This window comes from Mesorhizobium sp. (assembly GCF_965229135.1).
Taxonomy (GTDB): domain Bacteria; phylum Pseudomonadota; class Alphaproteobacteria; order Rhizobiales; family Rhizobiaceae; genus Mesorhizobium.
Genome location: NZ_OZ245860.1, coordinates 5,254,718 through 5,275,361, shown reverse-complemented (window position 1 = coordinate 5,275,361; position 20,644 = coordinate 5,254,718). Strand labels below are relative to the sequence as shown.

The 20,644-nt window shown below is 63.8% G+C and carries 21 protein-coding genes; 7 read left to right on the top strand and 14 right to left on the bottom strand.

From position 1 onward, the window contains the following. Positions 1–101 precede the first annotated feature (101 nt). Positions 102–1,010: a LysR family transcriptional regulator gene (locus ACO07C_RS25225; RefSeq protein WP_421916885.1), complete on the top strand. Its 909-nt coding sequence runs from the start codon at positions 102–104 to the stop codon at positions 1,008–1,010. Positions 1,011–1,024: 14 nt separating this feature from the next. Here the strand turns inward: ACO07C_RS25225 and ACO07C_RS25220 are convergent, their stop codons facing one another. Both ACO07C_RS25220 and ACO07C_RS25215 read right to left on the bottom strand, forming a co-directional pair. Then, positions 1,025–1,192, bottom strand: a complete 168-nt coding sequence (locus ACO07C_RS25220; RefSeq protein ID WP_421916884.1) for a hypothetical protein — start codon at positions 1,190–1,192, stop codon at positions 1,025–1,027. 109 nt (positions 1,193–1,301) lie between these two features. Further along, positions 1,302–2,384, bottom strand: a complete 1,083-nt coding sequence (locus ACO07C_RS25215) for a MerR family transcriptional regulator (RefSeq protein ID WP_421916883.1) — start codon at positions 2,382–2,384, stop codon at positions 1,302–1,304. Between the two features lie 275 nt (positions 2,385–2,659). On the opposite strand from ACO07C_RS25215, the gene ACO07C_RS25210 reads away from it, so the two are divergent. Continuing rightward, positions 2,660–2,893, top strand: a complete 234-nt coding sequence (locus tag ACO07C_RS25210; protein WP_027054959.1) for a DUF2093 domain-containing protein — start codon at positions 2,660–2,662, stop codon at positions 2,891–2,893. Here ACO07C_RS25210 and lpxK read toward each other — a convergent pair. The 6 genes from lpxK to ACO07C_RS25180 form a co-directional block, all read right to left on the bottom strand. Further along, positions 2,890–3,915, bottom strand: coding sequence for a tetraacyldisaccharide 4'-kinase (lpxK, locus tag ACO07C_RS25205; RefSeq protein WP_421916882.1), 1,026 nt, complete (start codon positions 3,913–3,915; stop codon positions 2,890–2,892). The genes ACO07C_RS25210 and lpxK overlap by 4 nt on opposite strands. Further along, positions 3,915–5,231, bottom strand: coding sequence for a lipid IV(A) 3-deoxy-D-manno-octulosonic acid transferase (gene waaA, locus ACO07C_RS25200; RefSeq protein WP_421916881.1), 1,317 nt, complete (start codon positions 5,229–5,231; stop codon positions 3,915–3,917). The genes lpxK and waaA overlap by 1 nt, the downstream gene beginning before the upstream one ends. After that, positions 5,228–6,019 (bottom strand): lysophospholipid acyltransferase family protein, encoded by a 792-nt coding sequence (locus tag ACO07C_RS25195; RefSeq protein ID WP_421916880.1) that lies wholly within the window; start codon positions 6,017–6,019, stop codon positions 5,228–5,230. Before ACO07C_RS25195 ends, waaA begins: the two co-directional genes overlap by 4 nt. A 5-nt stretch (positions 6,020–6,024) precedes the next feature. Continuing rightward, on the bottom strand, positions 6,025–6,270 hold the full coding sequence (locus ACO07C_RS25190) for a DUF4170 domain-containing protein (RefSeq protein ID WP_421916879.1): 246 nt from the start codon (positions 6,268–6,270) through the stop codon (positions 6,025–6,027). A 120-nt stretch (positions 6,271–6,390) separates the two neighbouring features. After that, positions 6,391–7,200, bottom strand: a complete 810-nt coding sequence (locus tag ACO07C_RS25185; protein WP_421916878.1) for a 3'(2'),5'-bisphosphate nucleotidase CysQ — start codon at positions 7,198–7,200, stop codon at positions 6,391–6,393. After that, on the bottom strand, positions 7,187–8,530 hold the full coding sequence (locus ACO07C_RS25180) for a TldD/PmbA family protein (RefSeq protein WP_421916877.1): 1,344 nt from the start codon (positions 8,528–8,530) through the stop codon (positions 7,187–7,189). The genes ACO07C_RS25185 and ACO07C_RS25180 overlap by 14 nt, the downstream gene beginning before the upstream one ends. A 171-nt stretch (positions 8,531–8,701) precedes the next feature. Here ACO07C_RS25180 and ACO07C_RS25175 point away from each other — a divergent pair, with 171 nt between their 5' ends. Beyond that, positions 8,702–9,127: a VOC family protein gene (locus ACO07C_RS25175; protein WP_421916876.1), complete on the top strand. Its 426-nt coding sequence runs from the start codon at positions 8,702–8,704 to the stop codon at positions 9,125–9,127. 36 nt (positions 9,128–9,163) lie between these two features. Here the strand turns inward: ACO07C_RS25175 and epmA are convergent, their stop codons facing one another. Beyond that, positions 9,164–10,210 (bottom strand): EF-P lysine aminoacylase EpmA, encoded by a 1,047-nt coding sequence (gene epmA, locus ACO07C_RS25170; RefSeq protein WP_421916875.1) that lies wholly within the window; start codon positions 10,208–10,210, stop codon positions 9,164–9,166. A gap of 114 nt (positions 10,211–10,324) precedes the next feature. On the opposite strand from epmA, the gene efp reads away from it, so the two are divergent. Beyond that, positions 10,325–10,894 (top strand): elongation factor P, encoded by a 570-nt coding sequence (gene efp / locus ACO07C_RS25165; protein ID WP_421916874.1) that lies wholly within the window; start codon positions 10,325–10,327, stop codon positions 10,892–10,894. Positions 10,895–11,254: 360 nt separating this feature from the next. Here efp and ACO07C_RS25160 read toward each other — a convergent pair whose 3' ends face one another. Then, the gene (locus ACO07C_RS25160; protein WP_421916873.1) at positions 11,255–13,675 is read right to left on the bottom strand and encodes a caspase family protein; all 2,421 of its coding nucleotides are present in this window, start codon (positions 13,673–13,675) and stop codon (positions 11,255–11,257) included. 111 nt (positions 13,676–13,786) lie between these two features. Between ACO07C_RS25160 and ACO07C_RS25155 the strand changes: the two genes are divergently transcribed. Next, positions 13,787–14,017, top strand: coding sequence for a hypothetical protein (locus ACO07C_RS25155; RefSeq protein WP_421916872.1), 231 nt, complete (start codon positions 13,787–13,789; stop codon positions 14,015–14,017). A gap of 59 nt (positions 14,018–14,076) precedes the next feature. Here the strand turns inward: ACO07C_RS25155 and ACO07C_RS25150 are convergent, their stop codons facing one another. Then, entirely contained in the window at positions 14,077–14,649 is a 573-nt protein-coding gene (locus ACO07C_RS25150; RefSeq protein ID WP_421916871.1) for a DUF1003 domain-containing protein, read from the bottom strand. A 433-nt stretch (positions 14,650–15,082) separates the two neighbouring features. On the opposite strand from ACO07C_RS25150, the gene ACO07C_RS25145 reads away from it, so the two are divergent. Beyond that, the gene (locus tag ACO07C_RS25145; RefSeq protein ID WP_421916870.1) at positions 15,083–15,763 is read left to right on the top strand and encodes a hypothetical protein; all 681 of its coding nucleotides are present in this window, start codon (positions 15,083–15,085) and stop codon (positions 15,761–15,763) included. A gap of 141 nt (positions 15,764–15,904) precedes the next feature. Here ACO07C_RS25145 and ACO07C_RS25140 read toward each other — a convergent pair whose 3' ends face one another. Further along, the gene (locus ACO07C_RS25140; RefSeq protein ID WP_421916869.1) at positions 15,905–17,104 is read right to left on the bottom strand and encodes a helix-turn-helix transcriptional regulator; all 1,200 of its coding nucleotides are present in this window, start codon (positions 17,102–17,104) and stop codon (positions 15,905–15,907) included. A 296-nt stretch (positions 17,105–17,400) separates the two neighbouring features. On the opposite strand from ACO07C_RS25140, the gene ACO07C_RS25135 reads away from it, so the two are divergent. Further along, positions 17,401–17,931 carry a hypothetical protein gene (locus ACO07C_RS25135; protein WP_421916868.1) on the top strand — a complete coding sequence of 177 codons (531 nt, stop codon included), beginning with the start codon at positions 17,401–17,403 and terminating at the stop codon, positions 17,929–17,931. 89 nt (positions 17,932–18,020) lie between these two features. On the opposite strand, the gene ACO07C_RS25130 is transcribed toward ACO07C_RS25135, so the two are convergent. Both ACO07C_RS25130 and araD read right to left on the bottom strand, forming a co-directional pair. After that, positions 18,021–18,920, bottom strand: coding sequence for a dihydrodipicolinate synthase family protein (locus tag ACO07C_RS25130; RefSeq protein WP_421916867.1), 900 nt, complete (start codon positions 18,918–18,920; stop codon positions 18,021–18,023). 11 nt (positions 18,921–18,931) lie between these two features. After that, positions 18,932–20,644 carry an L-arabinonate dehydratase gene (araD, locus tag ACO07C_RS25125; RefSeq protein ID WP_421916866.1) on the bottom strand — a complete coding sequence of 571 codons (1,713 nt, stop codon included), beginning with the start codon at positions 20,642–20,644 and terminating at the stop codon, positions 18,932–18,934.

The window sequence follows — 20,644 nt, the reverse complement described above, 5'->3', positions numbered from 1 at the left end:
AAACCTGCGGGTTTGATGGCCTTGCGCGGTGTCCGCGAGCCTCGGGCTGATACTTAAGCCCGCTTCCATCGTTCGACTATCCGCTATAATCTCCACAGCCCATGAAGCAGAACTACACAATTCGGCATGGCGCCCTGGAGGGCGTCGAAATGTTCCTGGCCGTCGCCGGGCGCCGCAACTTCCGCCGCGCCGCCGCTGATCTCGGCGTGACACCGTCCGCCGTGAGCCAGGCGGTGCGCGCGCTGGAAGCGCGCCTGGGCGCGGCACTGTTCGTCCGCACGACGCGCAGCGTCGGCCTCACCGAGGCTGGCCAGCGCTTTCTCGAGCGTGCCGGTCCGGCCTTCGAGGAGATCGTCGCGGCCGGCGAGGTCGCCGGGGATATCGGCCGACGGCCGACCGGGCTGCTGCGCCTGTCCGTGCCCCGCGCCGTCGTGCCTTTGATCCTGGAGCCGATGATCGACTCGTTCTGCCAGGCCTATCCCGAGATCGAACTGGAGATCGCCGCCAGCGACGAGATGGTCGATCTCGCGGCCGGCGGGTTCGATGCCGGCATCCGCCTCGGCCAATTCATCGCCCCCGACATGGTCGCGGTGCGGCTGACGCCGTCCTTTCCGTTCGTGGTCGTCGGCAGCCCCGGTTATTTCGAGCGCCATGGCCGCCCCGAACGCGTGGAGGACCTGCGCCGCCATGCCTGCCTGCGCCTGCGCCGCTCGAACGGCGCCATCGCGCCCTGGTCCTTCATCGACGGCAATGGGGCGATCGAGGCCATGGTCTCAGGCCCGCTGATCGCGCATGACTATCCGACACTGGTCGGTGCGGCGATGCAGGGTGTGGGCCTGGCGCAGATACCTCGGCCCGTCGCCGAAAGCCCGCTACGCGCGGGAAAACTAGAGCCGGTGCTGGAAGGCATCTCGGCCACGACGCCCGGCGTCTTCCTCTATCATCCCGGCAAGCGCCAGATTCTGCCCAAGCTGCGCGCCTTCATCGATCACGTCAAAGCTGGCGCCTGAGAAAGCCCCAGCAGTCAACGTCCAAGGCTGTCCATGCGAATAATGATGTTGAGCAGCCAGCCGCTGCCCGGATGTCCGACCGCCGTCGACATGGTCGCGACCTTGACCAGCGACGCGATGATCGCCGCCATCATCACCAGGGCCATGAAGGCGGCGGTAATCATCAGATGGATCGATTTCATGGGTGATACTCGTTCGAGGATGTGACGCCCCCACCCTCTTGTCTCGCCCTTGCCGCGCATCCGCCGATACGCACGGGCATTGCCTGGCCCGGAAGGACCGTTCGACGCCTTACAATGCGGGACGCAGATAAAGGGGCGAGATCTTGCCCCGGGGGTTGAGGCTGAAACCCCATTCCATCTTGGCGTTGGCGAACTGCACGTCATAGACATCCACGCCGTACGAGACTCCCTTGAATGAAAGGGTCTTGAGTTCGCCGGCCCGGTCCAGTTCGCCGCGAATGAAGTCTTTCTGCTCCACCGCCGCCTCGGCCAGGGCCGGCACCATCGCATCGAGATCGGGTTCGCCGCGCATATGCTGCTGGATCACACGGCGCAGGATTGCTTCACTGTCCGGCACCGGCGTGCGCTCCCGAGCGCGCTGCTGAAGTTCATCGTCGATGAGCCGCACCCGCTCCAGATCCACCTTGACGGCGTGATCCTCGAACCCGTTCTGATGGTGGATCAGGCCTTGCACCTGGCCATCCTTGTCACGCTGGAACGTGACCTGCACCGGCAGCACCTTCATGAAGAACGCGGCTTCGCCCTCGGGAAAGATCTCGATGTCCGGCTGGCCGGCTGCCCGGTAGAAGAGCTGGCCCCCACGATGGGAGACGATGAAGAAAGTGCCATCGTCGCTCTCGTAGCCACCGGCATAGTCATCGTACAGCCCAGTGTCGGCGGCAATCTCGGTTCTCGGTCGCATCTGTTCGTAACGGCGCCAGGCGACCGTATCCTTGAGTGGCTCGGCCATGTTCGTCTCCTTTGCCAGGTTGGTTAGGTCGTCGATCGATGCGGTGACGCCCGACCGTATCTTGGATTGCAGCGCCTCGATCACCTGCAATCCGCGCTCGGCACGCTTGCGCGCATCCACAAGCGCGTCGCGCTGCAGGGCAAGTATCCGCGCCAGGTCGGCATGATGCCCGTGCAGCAGCTTCGCAATGTCGCGCAGGCTGAGGCCAAGTGACTTGAGCGCCATGATCTCGCTCAGCCGGGCGATATCATTGCCGCCATACAGTCGCCACTGCTTGAACGTGCGGCGCGGCGAGATCAGGCCATGTTGCTCATAGAGCCGAAGAGCCCGAACACTGATGCCGATCCGCTCCGAGCATTCCAGAGCCGTGAGAAACACTTCTTCCTGAGCGCGACCGTGCATCGAAAACTCCTTGTGGAATCCTGCATACGGTATGACGCTAGGTTCGGCTCAAGTGGGAAATTCGGCCATTGCCGAAAAATCTTCGACCACGGGTAGCCGGCCTGAACAATGGGGCTATCCCCCGCCGAGGTCACCCCCTGAGCCCTTTCGAAAGGCTTCGTGGTGGCCGTTTCCGCTCGCGAATAGCGCATCCGGGTTGCGTCGGCCTCATCGCAAAGCTTGACCTTGCCGGCAATTTGTGGCGATGAAATCGTCATGACACCTGGCGCGATTTCATGATGAACCGCTTCGAAGGCCCCGGCGGCAAGGAAGCCCGTATCCGTTATCTCGACGGCGACTTCCAGGTCACCAGTCCCGGCTCGTTCGTGCGCTGCGCGGTCACCGGCGAGAGCATCCCGCTGGACGAGCTGAAATACTGGAGCGTGGCCCGCCAGGAACCGTATGTCAGCGCCACCGCATCGCTGCGCCGCGAGATCGAGGTGCATCCCGAACTGCGCAGCCGCCGCTAACCCTTGAGCTTGCGCTGGCGCCATGCGTCCAGCGTCTCGTTGATGATGCGCTGCGGCACATGGTCGAGCTCGAACACGGTGTCGATTTCCAGCACGTCGAGCCGTTCGAGGAATTCCCTGGAAACGCCGTGACGCAACCGGGCGGCATCCTTGGCCGTTGTGATCAGGCGGGCATTTTCGGCCCGCGCCGTCGTCGCCAGGTCGGCCAGTTCGTCCTCGCCATAGAAGTGATGGTCCGGAAACGGCCGCGCGAGCGCCACGTCGCCGCCGGCGTCACGCACCGTGTCGAAGAATTTTTCAGGATGACCGATGCCGGCGAAGGCCAGGAACCGCTTGCCCGCCAGGCCTTCAGTGTTGGTCGGTTCGGTATGCGCCTCGAATATCGGTCGCCCCGCGCGCGCCGCCTGGCGCACCACGGCATCGGCCGCCGTGCCCTCGCCCATCTTCAGCAGCGCGCTGGTGAAGACCAGCTGGTCGACGATCCTTGCCCGCAGCGGCCCACCCGGAATGACGCGGCCATTGCCGATGCCATAGCGCGCATCGACGACGACCAGCGCGAAATCGATGTGCACGCGGGCGCTCTGGAACCCGTCATCCATGATCAGGAAGTCACAGCCGTGCCGTTCGATCAACAGCCTGGCGCCGGCGGCGCGGTTTGGCGTCACCGCGACGGGTGCGTGTTCGGCCAGCAGCAACGGCTCGTCGCCGACATGCTTGGCGGCATCATGGTGCGGATCGACAATATGCGGCTGCGCGAAGCAACCGCCATGGCCGCGCGACAGGAAGCCGGGATTGAGCCGCATACGCTTGGCCTGCTTGGCCAGCGCGATCGCCACCGGTGTCTTTCCGGTGCCGCCGACCGTGAAATTACCGATGCACAGCACCGGCGCCTCGACCTTTTCGCGGCGCGCCGACCGCATGCGGCGGCCGGCAATGGCGGCGTAGGCAGCCGAAATCGGCGACAGCGCCCAGACCTTCCAGTCCGGCTTCTCCCACCAGAAGGGGGGCGCTTCGCTGGACACTACCGACCGTTGGCGCCCTTCAGGCGCGACTTGACGATCAGCGGCTGGATAAAGGGTTCGAGCGATTTCAGCGTGCGCGCCAGCGCGCCGCGCATCTCGTCGACGGTCGCCGCGCCCGCCGCCATCATTTCATGGCGGGCCACCTCGTTGGACAGCAGGAAATTGACCGCCCCCGCCAGCATGTCGCGGTCGCGCACCAGCTTGGCGCCGCCGCTGTCGATCAGGCGCTGGTAGGCTTCGCGAAAATTCTGCACATTGCGGCCGGCAAGCACCGCCGTGTCGAGCATCGCCGGCTCGAGCGGGTTCTGGCCGCCTTCGGATGTCAGCGAACGGCCGACAAAGGCGATCTCGGTCAAGCGCAGATAGAGCCCCATCTCGCCGATCGTGTCGCCAAGCAGGATATCGGTATCCGCGGACACCCTGTCGCCCTTGCTGCGCCGCGAGATTTTCAGCCCCATGCCGGAAATCTGCGCGGCCAAGGCTTCGGCGCGATCGGGGTGGCGCGGAACGATGATGGTCAGCAGCCCGTGATGGCGCTTGTGCAGCGTGGCGTGAACTTCCGCCGCGACGACCTCCTCGCCATCATGCGTCGAGATCGCCGCCCAGGTCGGACGGTCGCCGATCTGGCGCCGCAATGTCGCCAGCGCCTTGTCATCGACGGGCGGCGGCAGCGTATCGACCTTGAGATTGCCGGACACGGTGACCGGCCGCGCGCCCAGTGAGAGGAAGCGCTCGCCATCGACATCCGATTGGGCGACGACATGGGCCAGATTCTCGAACAATGCCTCGGCGATGTTGGCGCGCTTCTTCCAGGACTTGAAGGACCGGTCGGACAGCCTGCCATTGACCAGCACCTGCGGCACGCGGCGCGCGCCAAGCTCCAGGATGGTCATCGGCCAGATCTCGGATTCAGCGATGATCGCCAGGTCCGGACGCCAGTGATCGAGAAAACGGCTGACCGCGGGCTTGAGGTCCAGCGGCACATATTGATGGATCACACGGTTGCCCAGCCGCTCGTCGGCGACCTGCGCCGAGGTCACGGTGCCGGTCGTCAGCACGATGTTGACGCCGTAGTCGAGGATGCTTTCGACCAGCGGCACGACCGCTATGGTCTCGCCGACGCTGGCCGCGTGGATCCAGATCACTGGCCCCTCGGGGCGTTCGCGCCCGGCGACGCCGTAGCGCTCGCGGCGGCGGTTGCGATCCTCCTTGCCCCTCGACGTACGCCAGGCGACGTAAGGCCCGACCAGCGGATAGGCCGCGGCGCCCGCGAAGCGGTACGCCGACAGCATGGCTCGCGCCCAGCGCTCGCTCATTGGCGGCCATCCACGAGGCGATAGGCCTCGGCGGTCGCGGCGTTGAGCGCGGTGGTGATCTCGACGCGCTTGCGTTCCATCTCCTCTCCGTCGGCATCGGCGGCCACGAAGATCGGCGTGCCGATGACGATGGAGGAGCGGCCGAAAGGCAGGTTGATCGTGGTCTTGTCCCAGCTCCTTTCCAGCACCTTGCGGCGGCTGGTGGTGATGGCGACGGGCAGCAGCGGCCGGCCGGAGAGGCGCGCCAGGAGAACGATGCCGAGCCCGGCATCGCGCGGCGTGCCGTGGGGAATGTCCGCGATCATGGCGACGTTCTTGCCGGCGGCGAGCGACTTTTTCAGGGCAATCAGCGCCTTGGCGCCGCCCTTGTCGAGATGCCTGGCATTGTCACGCCCGCCGGAGCCCCGCACCGCCTCGATGCCGAATTTTTCCAGCATCAGGGCGTTGAGCTCGGCGTCGGCGCTACGCGACACCATGGCCACCAGCGGCTTGCGCTTCGGGTAGTAAGCTGGCGTGAGGAGATGCTGGCCGTGCCAGAGCGCGATGATGCCGGGTTCGAACTGCGCGTAGGCGCCGCCGGAAAACCGGGCCGATCCTTCAGCCAGGCGATTCGTCAGGCGCACGAGCCGCACGAACTGGGCAAACAGGCTGGCAATGGCGTTCTTGACGAACCGCGACTGCGCCAGCGGTTCGCGAATCTTGCGCCAGAACGCCTTGGTCGTGCGGCTGCGCCCCCTGCTCGAGGGCGCCGCCTCCGTCGCTGGCTCTTTCGCCAGATCATGCTCCATCGAATTCAACCGACAGCCTTGTTGTCGGGGTCCAGCAGACGGTGCAGGTGAACGACGAAGTAGCGCATATGGGCATTGTCCACGCTGGCCTGCGCCTTGGCTTTCCAGGCGGTGTGCGCGGATTGATAGTCCGGATAGATGCCGACGATCTCGAGCGCATCGAGATCCCGGAACTCCGTGCCGCCGAGCTTCTTGAGTTCGCCACCGAACACCAGATGCAACAGCTGCTTCTTACCGTCATCTGCGGCCATGTCGATCCTTCACATCGTGCAAGTTTGTGAGTGGTCTAGACCAAAGCCACTGATTTTGGAACCTTCGAAAGCGCTTTGTCTATACAAGGCTGTCCGCAAGCCGGCTTCCGGCTCTCGGCATCATGGTTCGTCCAGTTCCGCGATCAGGCCCGCCATGACGTCGAGCAGTTCGCCGCTGCCCGCAACGAGCGCGCCATGGCGAATGACTTCCCCGGCATAGAGCGGCGCGCGGCCGTGGCGGTCGAGCAACTGGCCGCCGGATTCGCGCAGGATCAGGTCTGCAGCCGCAATATCCCAGTCATGCGCGTTCGGCTTGACGAAGGTGGCATCCAGCGCGCCGTCGGCGATCATCGCCAGCCGGTACGCCAGGGATGGACTGTAGGGAGCCCACTTCAGCCGGGGCCGCCATTCGGCCGGCATCAGGTCGGCCATCGGCTTGGGGCCGGCAATCTCCACCATCTGTCCGGGCTTGCGGGCGGCGATGCGCTGGCCGTTCTTGAAGGCGCCTTCACCCGGCAGCGCCCAGTATGTTTCACCCATTGCGGGGCACTCCAGCACGCCGCAAAGCGTGTGGCCATCCTCGACCACGGCCACGCTGACGCACCATGTCCGCTGGCCCTCGAGGAAGCCGCGCGTGCCGTCTATGGGATCGACGACGAAGGTGCGGCGCGCCGACAGCCGGGCCGGATTGTCGGCGGTTTCCTCCGACAGCCAGCCATAGTCGGGGCGGGCCGCCAGCAACGCGTCACGCAGATAGGCATCGGCGGCATGGTCGGCTTCGCTGACCGGCGAGGTGCCGCCCTTCATCCACACTTGCGGGTTGTTGCCGAAGTAGCGAAGCGCGATGACGCCGGCCTCGCGGGCGGCTTCGCGCAGCAGCGACAGGTCCTCGTGAGCCCCGGCTGAAGTAACCGGGTCAAGCTCCGGCAAGGGTCATGCCTTCGATCAGGAGCGTGGGGGCGGCAGTGCCGAAATTGCGGTCGAGATCGCTCGCCGGAACCATGTTGAGGAACATCGTCTTCAGGTTGGACGCGATCGTCACCTCGGCGACCGGATAGGCAAGCTGGCCATTCTCGATCCAGAATCCGGAAGCGCCACGACTGTATTCGCCAGTCACCATGTCGACCCCCTGGCCGAACACTTCCGTGACGTAGAAGCCGGTCTTGAGCGAGGCGATCAGGTCCTCCGGCGACCGTTCGCCGGGTTCGATGGCGAGATTGGTCGACGATGGCGAGACGGAGGAGCCACCGCGCGATCCACGGCCGTTGGTGACCAGGCCAAGCTCGCGCGCGGCCGAAGTCGACAGGAACCAGTGGTTGAGCACGCCCTTCTCGACCATGAACAGTTTTTCACCCTCGACGCCCTCGCCGTCGAACGGGCGCGAGGCCTGGCCCCGGCGCCGGAGCGGCTCGTCGGTGACGGTGATCGAGGCCGCGGCCACCTGCTTGCCCATCATGTCGCGCAGGAAGCTGGTCTTGCGCGCCACCGAGGCGCCATTGATCGCACCGGCCAGATGCCCCGCGATACCGCGCGCGACGCGCGGATCGAACACCACGTTGACCGGCCCGGTCGCCGCCTTGCGCGCGCCGATCCGGCGCACGGCGCGCTCGCCGGCCTTGCGGCCGATATCCCGCGGCGCGTCGAGATCGGAAAAATGCTGGCGCGAGGAGAACTCATAGTCGCGCTCCATGCCGGTGCCCTCGCCCGCGATGACGCTGGCCGAGCGCGAAAAGCGCGAGGCGACATACTGGCCGAGAAAGCCATGCGAGGTCGCCAGAACCAGCCCGCCAAGCCCGGCGCTGGCGCCGCTGCCGGCGGAATTGGTAATGCCCTTCACGGCAAGTGCTGCTTCTTCGGCGGCAAGCGCGTCTTCCTTCAGCCGGTCGGCCGAGACTTCCGTGGCGTCGAACAGATCGAGATCGGGTGTCCTTTTGGCCAGCAGCGCGGGATCCGCCAGCCCCTGATAGGGATCTTCCGGCGACACCTTGGCCATCGCCACGGCGCGTTCCGCCAGCGCCTTGGGATCGGATGCAGCGGTCGCCGATACGCTCGCCACGCGGTTGCCGACGAAGACGCGCAGCGAGACATCCTCGCTCTCGGACGATTCCGTGCCTTCGACCTTGCCCATGCGCACGGACACGCCGGTCGAGCGGCCGCGCACCGCCACCGCGTCGGCGGCATCCGCGCCGGCCCGCTTGGCAGCCTCGACCAGGGCCGCGACGCGGTCGGTCAATTTTGCTGCATCGAGCGTGTCTGTCATGCTGATAATCCCGCTTTTCGGCCTGCTTCGGGTGCAGCCGCTGCTGCACCATCTATTGTTCCGGTCCGGCTTGTGCAATGGGAGAAGCGGTAATCACGATGCTTCGCTCGCTCGGTCGCGACCAAGCCCAGGCATCGCCGCCCGGTCCACAGCCTGTTCGGAGCATACGTCATGACGCCCTTCCACCTCGCCTTCCCGGTCCGTGATCTCGATGAAACACGCGCTTTCTATGGCGACGTGCTGGGATGCGCGATTGGCCGCTCCTCGACGACCTGGGTCGACTTCGACCTTTTCGGCCACCAGATGTCGGCGCATCTGCGGCCGCAGGCCTCCCAGGCCTCCCAGGCCGCCAGCGACGGCAAGGTCGACGGCATTGTCGTGCCGATCCCGCATTTCGGCGCGGTCCTGCTGATGGATGAGTGGGAGCGACTAGCCGCGCGGCTCGAAGCGCGCGACGATGTGGACTGGCTGGAACGGCCGATGGTGCGCTTCAAGGGCGAGCCCGGCGAACAGGCGACGCTGTTCATCCGCGACCCCTCGGGCAACGCACTGGAATTCAAGGGCTTTCGCTCGCTCGAGCAGATTTTCGCGCACTGAGCCGACGACCGCGGCCGGCGACGAAGCGTCTCGCCGCTACGAAACCGCCACCGGCGTCCAGATCACATCCTCGATCCTGTGGGCGCCCGTGGCCAGCATCACCAGCCGGTCGAAGCCGAGCGCGATGCCGCTGGCCCGCGGCATGATGGCGAGGGCGGCGAGGAAATCCTCGTCGATCGGGTAGCGCTCGCCATAGATGCGCTGCTTCTCGTCCATCTCGATGATGAAGCGCCGGCGCTGTTCTTGCGGATCGGTCAGTTCGCCAAAGCCGTTGGCAAGCTCGACGCCGCAGCCATAGAGCTCGAAACGCTCGGCGACGCGCGGATCGGCGGCTTTTGGCCGGGCAAGCGCTGCTTCGGCGACAGGATACTCGCAAAGAATGGTGGCGCGGCCCAGTCCGAGCACCGGCTCGACCTTCTCCACCATGACGCGGCTGAACAGGTCGGCCCAATTGTCGTCCGGCGCGGTCCGCAGCCCGGCGCGGTTTAAGGCGCCGTACAGGGCGTCGCGATCGGTGCTGCCGTCGGCGGCGATGGTGGCGAGCAGGTCGATGCCGGCATGGCGTATGAAGGCGTTGGCGACCGTCAGCCGTTCCGGTTCGGCGAAGGGATCGCAGTCGCGGCCACGGAAGCTGAAGCGCCTGGCCCCGGCCCGCTCCGCGGCAAGCGCCAGCAGGGCGGCGCAATCCAGCATCAGGCTCTCATAGCTCTCCCCCACACGGTACCATTCGAGCATGGTGAATTCAGGATGGTGCAGGGGGCCACGCTCACGGTTGCGGTAGACGGGGCCGAAACTGAAGATGCGCTGCTCCCCGGCGGCAAGCAGCTTCTTGCACGCGAATTCCGGCGACGTGTGCAGATAAAGCGGCGAGCGCGCCCCGTCCGGACCGACGACCTCCGTGGCGAAGGCCGCCAGATGCGCCTCATTGCCGGGGGAGACCTGAAGGGCGGCGGTCTCGACCTCGACAAAGTCACGGCGTGAAAACCAGTCGCGCAGGCTTGCGGCAATGCCGTTGCGAAGCATCAGGCGCGGGCGTCGGTCGGCGTGAACATGAGGCGTCCACCAGGGCGAAGCGTCGGTCATGGGACTGTACCAATTGTGAATGGGGCTGGCGGGAACGCCCAAGATGCGCTACGGCGCACACAGGACGGCTCTCGCGGCCGATTATGACAATCAACGATTTCAGGATGTAAAGCCGTGGTGAAGGTTATCGCCAGTTCGCTCCGCAAAGGCAATGTCGTCGACAAGGACGGCAAGCTTTATGTGATCCTCTTTGCCGAAAACATCCACCCGGGCAAGGGCACACCGGTGACGCAGCTCGACATGCGCCGTATTGGCGACGGGGTGAAGGTTTCGGAACGCTACCGTACGACCGAGCAGGTGGAGCGCGCCTATGTTGAAGAGCGCGAACACACGTTCCTCTACGCCGATGGCGAAGGCTATCACTTCATGAACCCGGAAACCTACGACCAGGTGGCGGTATCGGAAGCCGTGGTCGGTGACGCCGCGCCTTACCTGCAGGAAGGCATGCCGGTTCAGGTCTCGCAGTTCAATGGCGTTGCAATCGCTCTGGTGCTGCCGCAGCGCGCCACATTCGAAGTGGTCGAAACCGAGCCGACGACCAAGGGCCAGACGGCTTCGTCATCCTACAAGCCCGCCGTGCTCTCCAACGGCGTGCGCACCACCGTGCCGCCCCATATCGCGCCGGGTACCCGCGTGGTGGTGATGACCGCCGATGGCGCCTACGTGGAACGCGCGAAGGACTGAGGCCGGGCCGGCAAGCCAGACTGTCATGCCTGGCGCCAAGGTCTAGAGCGCGCGGCGCAGCGCCGGCGCTTCCTGCTGGATATGATCCCACGGACGGTTTGTGATCGGCCCGTGCGGCCGGTCGTGGCGGCGCGCCGCCACCAACTCCTCGGTGCGGCATTGCCGCCGCCGGCTGGAAGCCGCCGGTGCGGACCACGGCATCGAAGCATTGCAAATCGTGCAGGGTGAAACTTCCTGCGCTGAGCCAAGGTAGGGTTGCGACGCACATTTCCGACGCAAGACGGGCGGTTCAGAAGCTGAACCGCCCGTCTGTTTCCTCGCATCAAGCCGCCTCGCGAGATGGCCTGGATGTAGCCCCGCCTATTTGCAGGGCGGCTCGCCCGGATGGCCGCAAACCGGCTTCTTGCCACCTTGCGGTTGTGGCGGCCTCGGCTGTGCCTGCGGCTGCCGGTGCACCTGCTGCATCTGCTGCTTGGGCGGGGCGTGGAACTCCGGCTTCGGCGGCCTGGGCTGGCTCTGCACCTTCATCTGCGGGTTGCCATTGCCATTGTTGACCTTGAACTTCGGCTGGTTGTTGGCGCCACCGTTTCCGTTGGCGGGCAGCTTGCGGAACTTGGCGCCGTTGCCCTGGTTTCCGTTGCCTTGGCTTCCGTTGCCCTGGTTCCCATTGCTTTGGCCGTTCGCCTGGCCATTGCCCTGGTTGCGAAGCTTCCTAGGCTTGCCATTGGCCGGGTTCTGGCCCGAATTCTGGCCGTTCACCACCGATGGGTTGTTGGCTCCATTCACCGTGGGCGTACCATTGGCCCCCGGCACCTTGCGCAACTTGGCGTTCTTGCCATTTCCGTTCTGACCGTTTCCGTTCTGGCCCGAACCGTTCTGGCCTTGCCCGTTGGCACCGTTCTGCCCATTGGCAACGGGATTGCCGGTCACGGCGTTTCCACCGGCCGTGCCCTGCTTGTTCAGCTTCCTGGACTTGTTGTTGGGCAGGTTCTGACCATTGTTGGGCAGGTTCTGGCCATTGAGCACCGGCTTGCCATTGACCAGCGGCAGCGTCTTGCCGTCGGCTCCAGGCAGCGCGTGACCGGTCAGCTTGTCGGCCGGCAGTGTCTTGGACAGCGGCTGCTGGCCATTCTGCCCGGGCTTCAGCGGCAGGCCGCCCGGGTTCTGCCCCCCGTTTTGCCCATTGTTCTGCCCATTGTTCTGCTTCGACAGCACGGCTTCCTTCTTCTGCAGGAAGGCCGGCAGCGCCACCTTGGTCGCCAGTGCCGCCGCACCGACGCCCACGGCGGCCCCGGTCAGCTTCTGGCCGGTGGTGAGCCCACCGCCCTGGTTGTTGTTTTCGTTGATGTTCGTGTTGTTGATGATCGTGGTGTTGTGGATGTTGTTGAAGATGACATTGTTGGGCGGCGGGAAGATGTCATGCGGCGGGTTCACCCACACCGGCACGGGCACGAAGGCCGGCGTCGGCAGCAGGAACACACCGATCGGCGGCGGCGGCGGCGGCAGGTCGATGAAATCGCGAGGCCGCGGCTGCAGGAAGATCACGGCCACCGGCGGCGGCGGATCGAAGCCGAATTCCGGATCGTCGAAATAGAGCACCGGCCGGTCGACATAGACGATTTCCTCGGGTGGCGGCGGCGGCACGTCATAGGCATAGACGGCAAAGCTCTGCGGCGGCTCGAGTGCCGCATCGAAATGCTCCAGGCGATGGCGCGCGTCCCAGGCATGCGGGCCGTGCGGATAGCGCTGGAGATACGACCAGTAGGCATCCGGCGTATCCCGGAGCCAGGTCTGGCGCCAGGTGATCGCCTCGCGCCGCGCCGCCAGGATCGCGCGCACGCGCTTGGCCATCGGATCATGCGGATAGGCGACGATGAAATCCTCGTAGCCACCCATCGTGTCGCGATCGAGCGCCGCGACATAGGCGTCATGCGCGTCGAAGTCGCGGATCGCCTTGGTCCGGTTGGTCCTGACTTCGGCGGCGGACACCTGCTGCGCCGGAGCATCAGGGCCACGGTCGAAGAAGACGAAGGGATCGTTGATCTTGGAGGCATTCCAGGGCACTTCCGCGCCATTGGTCACCTCGTTGACGCGCAGCCGCGTCCGGTCGAACACATCGCCCAACGCCAGGCCGCCGTCGCGCATCATTTCGGCCAGTGCCTGGGCATAGGCGCCATAGGGCCCCTTCCCTTCGGGCGCCACCGTGCCGGGCGCGGCGTTGAAGGCGACCAGCATGTTCGGATCGGGATCGACAAGCGCCAGACCGCCGGCGAGCGGCTGGCTGGATTTCACGAAACTATTGGGCCGCGCCGCGTCGAGCACGACGATGTTGACCTTGGTCGGCAGGGCGGCGAGCGGCTTGGTGAGGTCGGACACCCGTACCGCTGCGATCGGAACGTCGGCGGCATTGTTGATCTGCGCATCGACGGGCACGAAGTAATTCTCCCCCTCGAACTGCACGCCGTAGCCGGCGAGATAGACGAAGACGACGGCGTCGGGCCCGGCGGCCGTGACCTTGGCCAGGAAATCGCGATACGCGCCGCGCAGCGATTCCTGGTCGACGTCGCGGGCGCCGACCACATCGAAGCCGGCCGCCTGCAACGTCTGGGCGACAAGGCCCGCATCATTGGCGGTGGTGGGCAGCGCGCCCGACGGATAGGCGGCATTGCCGATGACGAAGGCAAGGCGCTTTTGGCCTTGCGCCATCGCCCCGGCGGTGGATCCCACCGCGAAGACGATCACCGCCACGAAGAAAGTAAGATATTTCGAGATCTTCCACATTACGATTACCCATCGATTTGAGAGCAACGAAGGCTCTTAGAGAAGACATCCCCGCACGGATTCCTGACAGCGATCCGAAAGCCTGATGGCGAACAGAGGAGAGAGCTCCGCATGAGATTCCTCCCCTTTTCGCTGGCTGGATTTGAGCGTCACCGCCAGACCGGTGACCGGATCGCCGCGTCGCTGACTATCGCTCTCGAATTTTTTCCTCGGTATTTCCGGCCCGTAGAATTTTGTTTCTGGATTGTGCTCGTTACAAAGTCGCAACAAGGCGGCTTTGCGGCACGGTATCTACTCTTCCCGGCAAACGGGGCCCGATTGCCGGCGATCAAGGAAAAGTGATCGCGATCCCGCTACGGACGGGTCGAGCCAGCGATGGCGCCCCGGGCGGCCTCCGGCTGTCAACCCGTCGAGGATGCCGCCGACGCGATGACGTGCTTGTGCACCTCGGTCGTCAAGGTCTCGACGCGTTCGGTGAGCGACTTGATGGTTTCCGTCAGTTTCGTGTTCTGCCTCACCAGGTCGACCAGCATGGTGGTCTGGTGGGCCGCGACCGCCAGCCGCTCGTCGCTGACGCGTGCAAGGTCCTCGCGGTGCAGGGCGTCGGCTTCGGCGTGCACCTTGTCCCGGTCGGCCTGGCGCGTCTGCGCCAGCAGGATCAGCGGCGCCGCGTAGGCGGCCTGAAGACTGAAGGCCAGGTTCAGCAGGATGAAGGGATAAACATCGAACTGGGTCACGCCGACGATGTTGACCAGCATCCACAGGCCAACGATCACGGTCTGGACGATGAGAAAGGTAGGCGTGCCGAAGAAGCGGGCGAACTTCTCCGCCTTCAGCGCGAACCAGTCATCGCCATAAAGCGAGTGCAGATGCACATGGGGCCGGTGGAAGCGGAAGTGGTGCCGCTCCTTGTGGCCGCCCCCGTTTTGGCCGCCATTCCGTGGGTCTTGAGCTGGATTGGTTTTGTCAGTCATGGTGGCTGATCCCTCGTTCGTCCCCGTCTCGGCACCCCGCTGCCAGACAACGTCCGAGCCAATACCATGACCCCTAGCGCAATTGTGACGCAGCCGGCCTTCCGACGGCTCTTCACAAAAAGTTGTCGGGCGAGGCTGCCTGGTGCTTAGCCCGACTGTCGGATTGGGGATTCGGCGGCAGGCCGTGGTCAGCCTCCGGTTCGACCGAATCCTGTCGTCGCCAGCGTCCCGCGGACGTGGTGATCCCCAGACGGATCGGTTCTGGTCGGGCACATGGCAAAGCAGAGTAGAAATTTTTGCCGGCTTGCTTGTTCTTTGGAACCGCGTTCGTCGTCAAGCGCCTGAAATGAGCCCAAATATCCGAGATCGTTCGACGGGTTTCTCCCATTCCGCCGAGCGGTGTACCGCCACATCTCGGATTGAGGGGAATACCATGCCTTTTCGTAAGATTATCGCGCCATTGGGCATCTGCCTGTCCATGGCGACACCCGGCTTCGCGGCCGATCTGGTTGAAGCACCGCCGCCGGCGGCGCCCACCTGGACCCTGGCCATCGAGGGAAGCCCGGAGTTCTATGCCATCAACAATGGCAGCAACACCGCCCGCTCGCTTGCCGACACCTATTTCAAGTTCAGCGTCTCGCACAACTTCGACAACAACTTCGTCGGCGGCGTATTTTTCCAGCCCACATTCAAGACCGGCGGAAAATCCCAGTATTACGGCGAAGCCAGCATCGGCTACAAGATCAAGCTCACCGACACCTTCACGCTGACACCCAGCCTGGGCATCGGCTACACCTGGCACGACACTGCCATCATCAAGGACGGGGATGCCAATGCGCAGGTTCCCTATTACGCCATTTATCTCGCGGGTGACTGGAAGCTGACCAGGCAGTGGACCTGGAACGTCTTCAACCTGCGCTACCGCAACGCATTCAGCACCACCTGGGAAACACCGAAAGTGGCCACCGGCGTGACCTACAACATCGACTCCACCAACGCCGTCTATGCCAACATCGGTTACTCATGGAAGAAGACCGACACGACGTCGTCGCCGTACAACGACCTGTCAGCCGACAAGCTCAACATCGCAATCGGATACAAGCACTCGCTCTGACAGCAAGGGAGCCCGCAGGCCCGTGGCCTCGGGCTCTTCGGTCTTTTCCAGAAGATCAGGCCCGAACAAGCGGCCCGCTAGGCGCGTCCTGGTGATCCCCACGGCGCCCTGCCCTTCACCTCGGCATTGTCGGATCCGGGATCAAAACCCGTCGACCGAAAACAAGTTGCCAGAGGCTCTGTGCCGCGTCACCAGCGTGACGACATCTCTCTGTTTGGACGTGCCGGTCTTGGCAAAGATTGCCTTGATATGGGTCTGGACCGTCGAGCGCGCGACGCCAAGCCGCTCGGCGATTTCCGACAGCGTGCCACCGCGCTCAAACTCCAGGATCAGGCGGGCTTCCGCTTTGGTCAGTCCAAAATGAAGGCGCAGATTTTCGATGACGACGGAAGGGTCTTCGCTTGCACGGGGACGAAGTATGACCAAGGCAACCGTCCTGGGAACAAAAACCGACAGAAGCCCGGCCGGCAACGTATTCGTTTGATCGATCGCAACGGGAACGCAGGTGACGACATGGCTTCCCGATGCGGAATTGAAGATCAGATCGTTTAGTCTGGCCCGGCCGTTTCCGAGGCTGCAACTGTTTCGGACAAGGCGTGCAAAGGCCGCGTTTGCTTCCGCATCATTGATCTGGACGACATCGTGCGCCCTGACCAACATAAGGCCGGCACCGGCCAGAAGTTCGTTCGCGGCGGCATTTGAAGCAAGGAGACGGCAGTCCTCATCCACCACAAACGCCGCATCGACGAGTTGATCGATCAATCCACGTCCTCCCGGCAAATGGAACAGCGGGTTGGTGAGGCGGTTGACCTCGAGCGCGGTTCGAAGGGCAGGCACAAGAGTGCCCAGCAGGGCCTGGCTCCGCGCATGCATATGCTCGTGGTGCCGGGAATCATGATGCACGGCCAAAAGTGCGTACCGATCCTTGTGCGCGGCGAATTTCAAGGCAGTTGCCTGGTCGCACTCACGCTCGGGGTTCAATAGATCAGCAAAGAATTCCGTCTTCCTCAGCAATCCGTCAGGATAGAGCTGTGACGCTGATTTGAACGATGACATGTTCATCTCGTACACTCCCTTGGTCCAGGGATTGATCCTCCAATAATGATCGCCATAGTATTTGATCGTCTGATCACTGAAGCCGGAGTGAACAACCTGATGAACAGTTGTGTTTTCCTTTCCGGCAACTTGGAACAGGATCTTTGAACCAGGAAGCATCGTCTGCAAGGAATGAGCGACATCGATCCAGCGGTTTACATCACACGCGGCGGCATTGATGACGCTATGGATTTCCGCGATCTCGGATGCCAGATGTTTCTCACCCCACGTCATGATCGCCTGCACGGTTTCTGTCAGCGGATTTCATACAACCGTCTTCGCATCGGGGCTGGCTAATCTGGCGGCAATGGCAATCGAATTCCGCATGCATTGGCCTAAGACTGATCTTCCCAGGATTGAACGATCTAGAACCCAATGTGGCCAAACCCCGATTGATCACCCACAACAATATCCTTTAGCGATATCTGATGATCGCGCATCCCTTATTTAGGGGATGCAATGGCGCTAATGCACTGCCAGTCTTGCCAGGTATACCCTTCAATCAAAGACATCGATACATCGGCTAAGAACAAGGAATCATTATGAAAAAGACCATTTCTACGCTGGTTGCCTTTACAATTTTTTTTGTTCCCTCGCACATGCCAATTGCTTTTGCTCAAGCATCCACGACGTTTGAGATCGTTTGCCCCGTAACCCAACAGCAGATGGGCGCCGGAAACAAAGTCGAATTCAAAGTATTCAAATGCGCCATGCCGGCTCACACTATTGCCTATGATGGCACCCCGGCATGGTTCTTTAGCAAATTCGACGTCACCATTCACCGAATTCCAAGCGAACAGTCCCCTACCGTTACCTTCAACGCAGCTTTCGAGGGGGCGAGCAAAGGTCGGTACAACACGGCTCCATGGGCGTTCCAGATGCGCCTCCAAAATGGAGATGCGATAATGGGGGAGGTGCAAATGGGCAGTTTCCAAATGGGATGCACACCCTCAGGGAGTGTGTCGTTCAACGGTCAGTTGCCGCCTAAGTTGGGCGACCTGATACCCAATGCATATTTCGACGAGTTAAATCAGATCGCAATCCATGCGGCAGGCGCACAGGAGTCTTGCTGAACAAATAGAGACAAAGTTCATTGCGCCTGCGGCCTCATCGCCAATGCCGGGCGCCGCAATTCGAATTCCTCGGCAGATAAACCGCCTGCTCAAATCCGGCCAAGACGCCGGGCAAACCGCTCCACCAGCTCAAGCCCGGTCGCGTTTGGCCGCATGGCCGGAGCGCGGTCATGGATCGGGATGCCGGCGCGGGCGCCGAACAGCCGCTTGCCGTAACAGATCAGGTTCTCGATTCCCTGCATGACGAAGACGGCCGCAGGCAGCATTGTTTCGTACTCGGCCTCGGCCTTTGCTTCGTCTCCGGCGCGAAACGCCTCGTAGGCGCGCACGGCAAGGTCGACGCAGTCCGGCGCCAGGATCATGCCCCGGCAGCCGATGCGGAAATTGTCGATCAGCTCCAGCCCGCCGCGCCCGTTGAAGACAGGAATGCGGCCCTCGGTACGCTCGATCAGCCCTGCGATGTCGGTGACCGGACCCTCGCCCTTGATCAGCCTGATGTTGGGATGCAGCGTGACGAGGTCGCGGATTTCGTCCGACGTCAGCCCCCGTCCGAAGAAGGCCGGTGCGTTCTGGATCGCCACCGGCAGGTCCGTCGCTTCCGCGACGCTGCCGGAGAAGCGGATATATTCCGGCGCGCCATAGGAGCCGCCAGGCGGCGGCTGCAGGATCACCCAGTCGGCGCCGACGCTTTCGGCATGGCGCACCTGCGCGACCTGCTCGGCAATGGACGCGCCGAAGATGGTGAAGGCGAGCGGCACTTTGCCGGCGGTGTCCTGCGCCGTCCAGTCCATGACAGTCCGGCGCTCGGCCTCGGTCAGCTTGGCGACTTCCGTCGCAAGGCCAAGGGCTGCCATGCCATGCACGCCGGTCGCCAGGCAGATCTCGACCTGCCGGCGCATCGCCGCGCGGTCCAGCCGTTCGTTCTCGTCAAACAGGGCGTAGAGAATGGCGTGGATGCCATGGAAGTCATCGGGTTTTGATTTCGCCATTCCGGTCGGTCTCAATGGCTTTCGCGCGGAATGGCGTGACCACGGCTGCCGACAAGGAAATCGAGATCGGCGCCACGATCCGCCTGCAGCACATGCTCGGTGTAAAGGCCCTGATAGCCGCCGCGCATTGCCGGCTCGGGCGCGACCCACGACCGGCGCCGCTCCGCGAGTTCCTGCTCGGAGACCTCGAGATGCAGCCGCCGCGCTTCGACATCGATCTCGATCATGTCGCCGCTCCTGACCAGCGCCAGGGGACCACCAACCGCCGCCTCGGGTGCGGCGTGCAGCACCACCGTGCCGAAGGCGGTGCCGGACATGCGGGCGTCGGAAATGCGGATCATGTCGCGCACACCCTGTTTCAGCAGCTTGCGCGGCAGCGCCATGTTGCCGACCTCGGCCATGCCCGGATAGCCCTTGGGGCCGCAATTCTTCAGCACCATGATCGAACTCTCGTCGATGTCGAGATCGGGATCGTCGACGCGTGCCTTGTAGTCGTCGATGTCCTCGAACACGGCGGCGCGGCCGCGATGCTTCATCAATTCCGGCGAGGCCGCTGACGGCTTGATGATGGCGCCGTCGGGCGCCAGATTGCCGCGCAGTACCGCGATGCCGCCATGCGGCGTCAGCGCTTTGTCGCGCGGGCGGATCACCTCCGGATTGTAATTCCGGGCATCGGCGATGTTCTCGCGCAGGCTCTTGCCCGTGACCGTCAGCGCGTCGAGGTCCAGCATGTCGGCGATCTCCTTCATGACCGCCGGAATGCCGCCGGCATAGCAGAAATCCTCCATCAGGAAGCGGCCGGACGGCATCAGGTCGAGAATGGTCGGCACGTCGCGGCCGTAATGGTCCCAATCGTCCAGCGTCAGCTCGGTACCGATGCGGCCGGCAATGGCCAGCAGATGCACGACGGCATTGGTCGAGCCGCCAATGGCGCCATTGACGCGGATGGCGTTGGCGAAGGCCTGCCTGGTGAGGATGGCCGACGGACGCAGATCCTCATTGACCATCTCGACGATGCGCCGCCCCGTCATGCGGGCGATGCGGCTGCGCCGAGCGTCGACGGCCGGATAGGCGGCATTGCCCGGCAGCGCCAGCCCCAGCGCCTCGACCATCGAGGCCATGGTCGAGGCGGTGCCCATCGTCATGCAATGCCCCGGCGAGCGCGACATGGCGCTCTCCGCATTGGCGAAATCCTGTTCGCTCATCACCCCGGCGCGCACATCCTCCGAGAACTTCCAGACATCGGTGCCCGAGCCGATCTCGCGGCCCTGAAAGCGGCCGTTGAGCATCGGCCCGCCGGAGATGACGATCGCCGGCAGGTCGCATGAAGCGGCACCCATCACCAGCGACGGCGTGGTCTTGTCGCATCCGGCCATCAGCACGACGCCATCCATCGGGTTTCCGCGGATTGCCTCCTCGACATCCATTGAGGCGAGGTTGCGAAACAGCATCGCCGTCGGCCGCAGATTGGATTCGCCACAGGAGAACACCGGGAATTCCAGCGGCAGGCCGCCGGCTTCCAGCACGCCGGCCTTGATGTGTTCGATCAGGCTGCGAAAATGCACATGGCAGGGGGTGAATTCGGAAAAGGTGTTGCAGATGCCGATCACCGGGCGGCCGTCGAAGGCGTCGTCCGGCAGGCCATTGTTCTTCATCCAGCTGCGGTGGATGAAGGCATCCTTGCCCTGCCCGCCGAACCAGTGCTGCGATCGTCTCTTGGTCAT

What these genes read in the sequence shown, in the direction of transcription:
- ACO07C_RS25225 (WP_421916885.1), top strand. Translation starts at nt 102, where the DNA reads ATGAAGCAGAACTACACAATTCGGCATGGCGCCCTGGAGGGCGTCGAA.
- ACO07C_RS25220 (WP_421916884.1), bottom strand. Translation starts at nt 1,192, where the DNA reads ATGAAATCGATCCATCTGATGATTACCGCCGCCTTCATGGCCCTGGTG.
- ACO07C_RS25215 (WP_421916883.1), bottom strand. Translation starts at nt 2,384, where the DNA reads ATGCACGGTCGCGCTCAGGAAGAAGTGTTTCTCACGGCTCTGGAATGC.
- ACO07C_RS25210 (WP_027054959.1), top strand. Translation starts at nt 2,660, where the DNA reads ATGATGAACCGCTTCGAAGGCCCCGGCGGCAAGGAAGCCCGTATCCGT.
- waaA (WP_421916881.1), bottom strand. Translation starts at nt 5,231, where the DNA reads ATGAGCGAGCGCTGGGCGCGAGCCATGCTGTCGGCGTACCGCTTCGCG.
- ACO07C_RS25195 (WP_421916880.1), bottom strand. Translation starts at nt 6,019, where the DNA reads ATGGAGCATGATCTGGCGAAAGAGCCAGCGACGGAGGCGGCGCCCTCG.
- ACO07C_RS25190 (WP_421916879.1), bottom strand. Translation starts at nt 6,270, where the DNA reads ATGGCCGCAGATGACGGTAAGAAGCAGCTGTTGCATCTGGTGTTCGGT.
- ACO07C_RS25180 (WP_421916877.1), bottom strand. Translation starts at nt 8,530, where the DNA reads ATGACAGACACGCTCGATGCAGCAAAATTGACCGACCGCGTCGCGGCC.
- ACO07C_RS25175 (WP_421916876.1), top strand. Translation starts at nt 8,702, where the DNA reads ATGACGCCCTTCCACCTCGCCTTCCCGGTCCGTGATCTCGATGAAACA.
- epmA (WP_421916875.1), bottom strand. Translation starts at nt 10,210, where the DNA reads ATGACCGACGCTTCGCCCTGGTGGACGCCTCATGTTCACGCCGACCGA.
- ACO07C_RS25160 (WP_421916873.1), bottom strand. Translation starts at nt 13,675, where the DNA reads ATGTGGAAGATCTCGAAATATCTTACTTTCTTCGTGGCGGTGATCGTC.
- ACO07C_RS25155 (WP_421916872.1), top strand. Translation starts at nt 13,787, where the DNA reads ATGAGATTCCTCCCCTTTTCGCTGGCTGGATTTGAGCGTCACCGCCAG.
- ACO07C_RS25150 (WP_421916871.1), bottom strand. Translation starts at nt 14,649, where the DNA reads ATGACTGACAAAACCAATCCAGCTCAAGACCCACGGAATGGCGGCCAA.
- ACO07C_RS25145 (WP_421916870.1), top strand. Translation starts at nt 15,083, where the DNA reads ATGCCTTTTCGTAAGATTATCGCGCCATTGGGCATCTGCCTGTCCATG.
- ACO07C_RS25135 (WP_421916868.1), top strand. Translation starts at nt 17,401, where the DNA reads ATGAAAAAGACCATTTCTACGCTGGTTGCCTTTACAATTTTTTTTGTT.
- ACO07C_RS25130 (WP_421916867.1), bottom strand. Translation starts at nt 18,920, where the DNA reads ATGGCGAAATCAAAACCCGATGACTTCCATGGCATCCACGCCATTCTC.
- araD (WP_421916866.1), bottom strand. Translation starts at nt 20,644, where the DNA reads ATGACCAAGAGACGATCGCAGCACTGGTTCGGCGGGCAGGGCAAGGAT.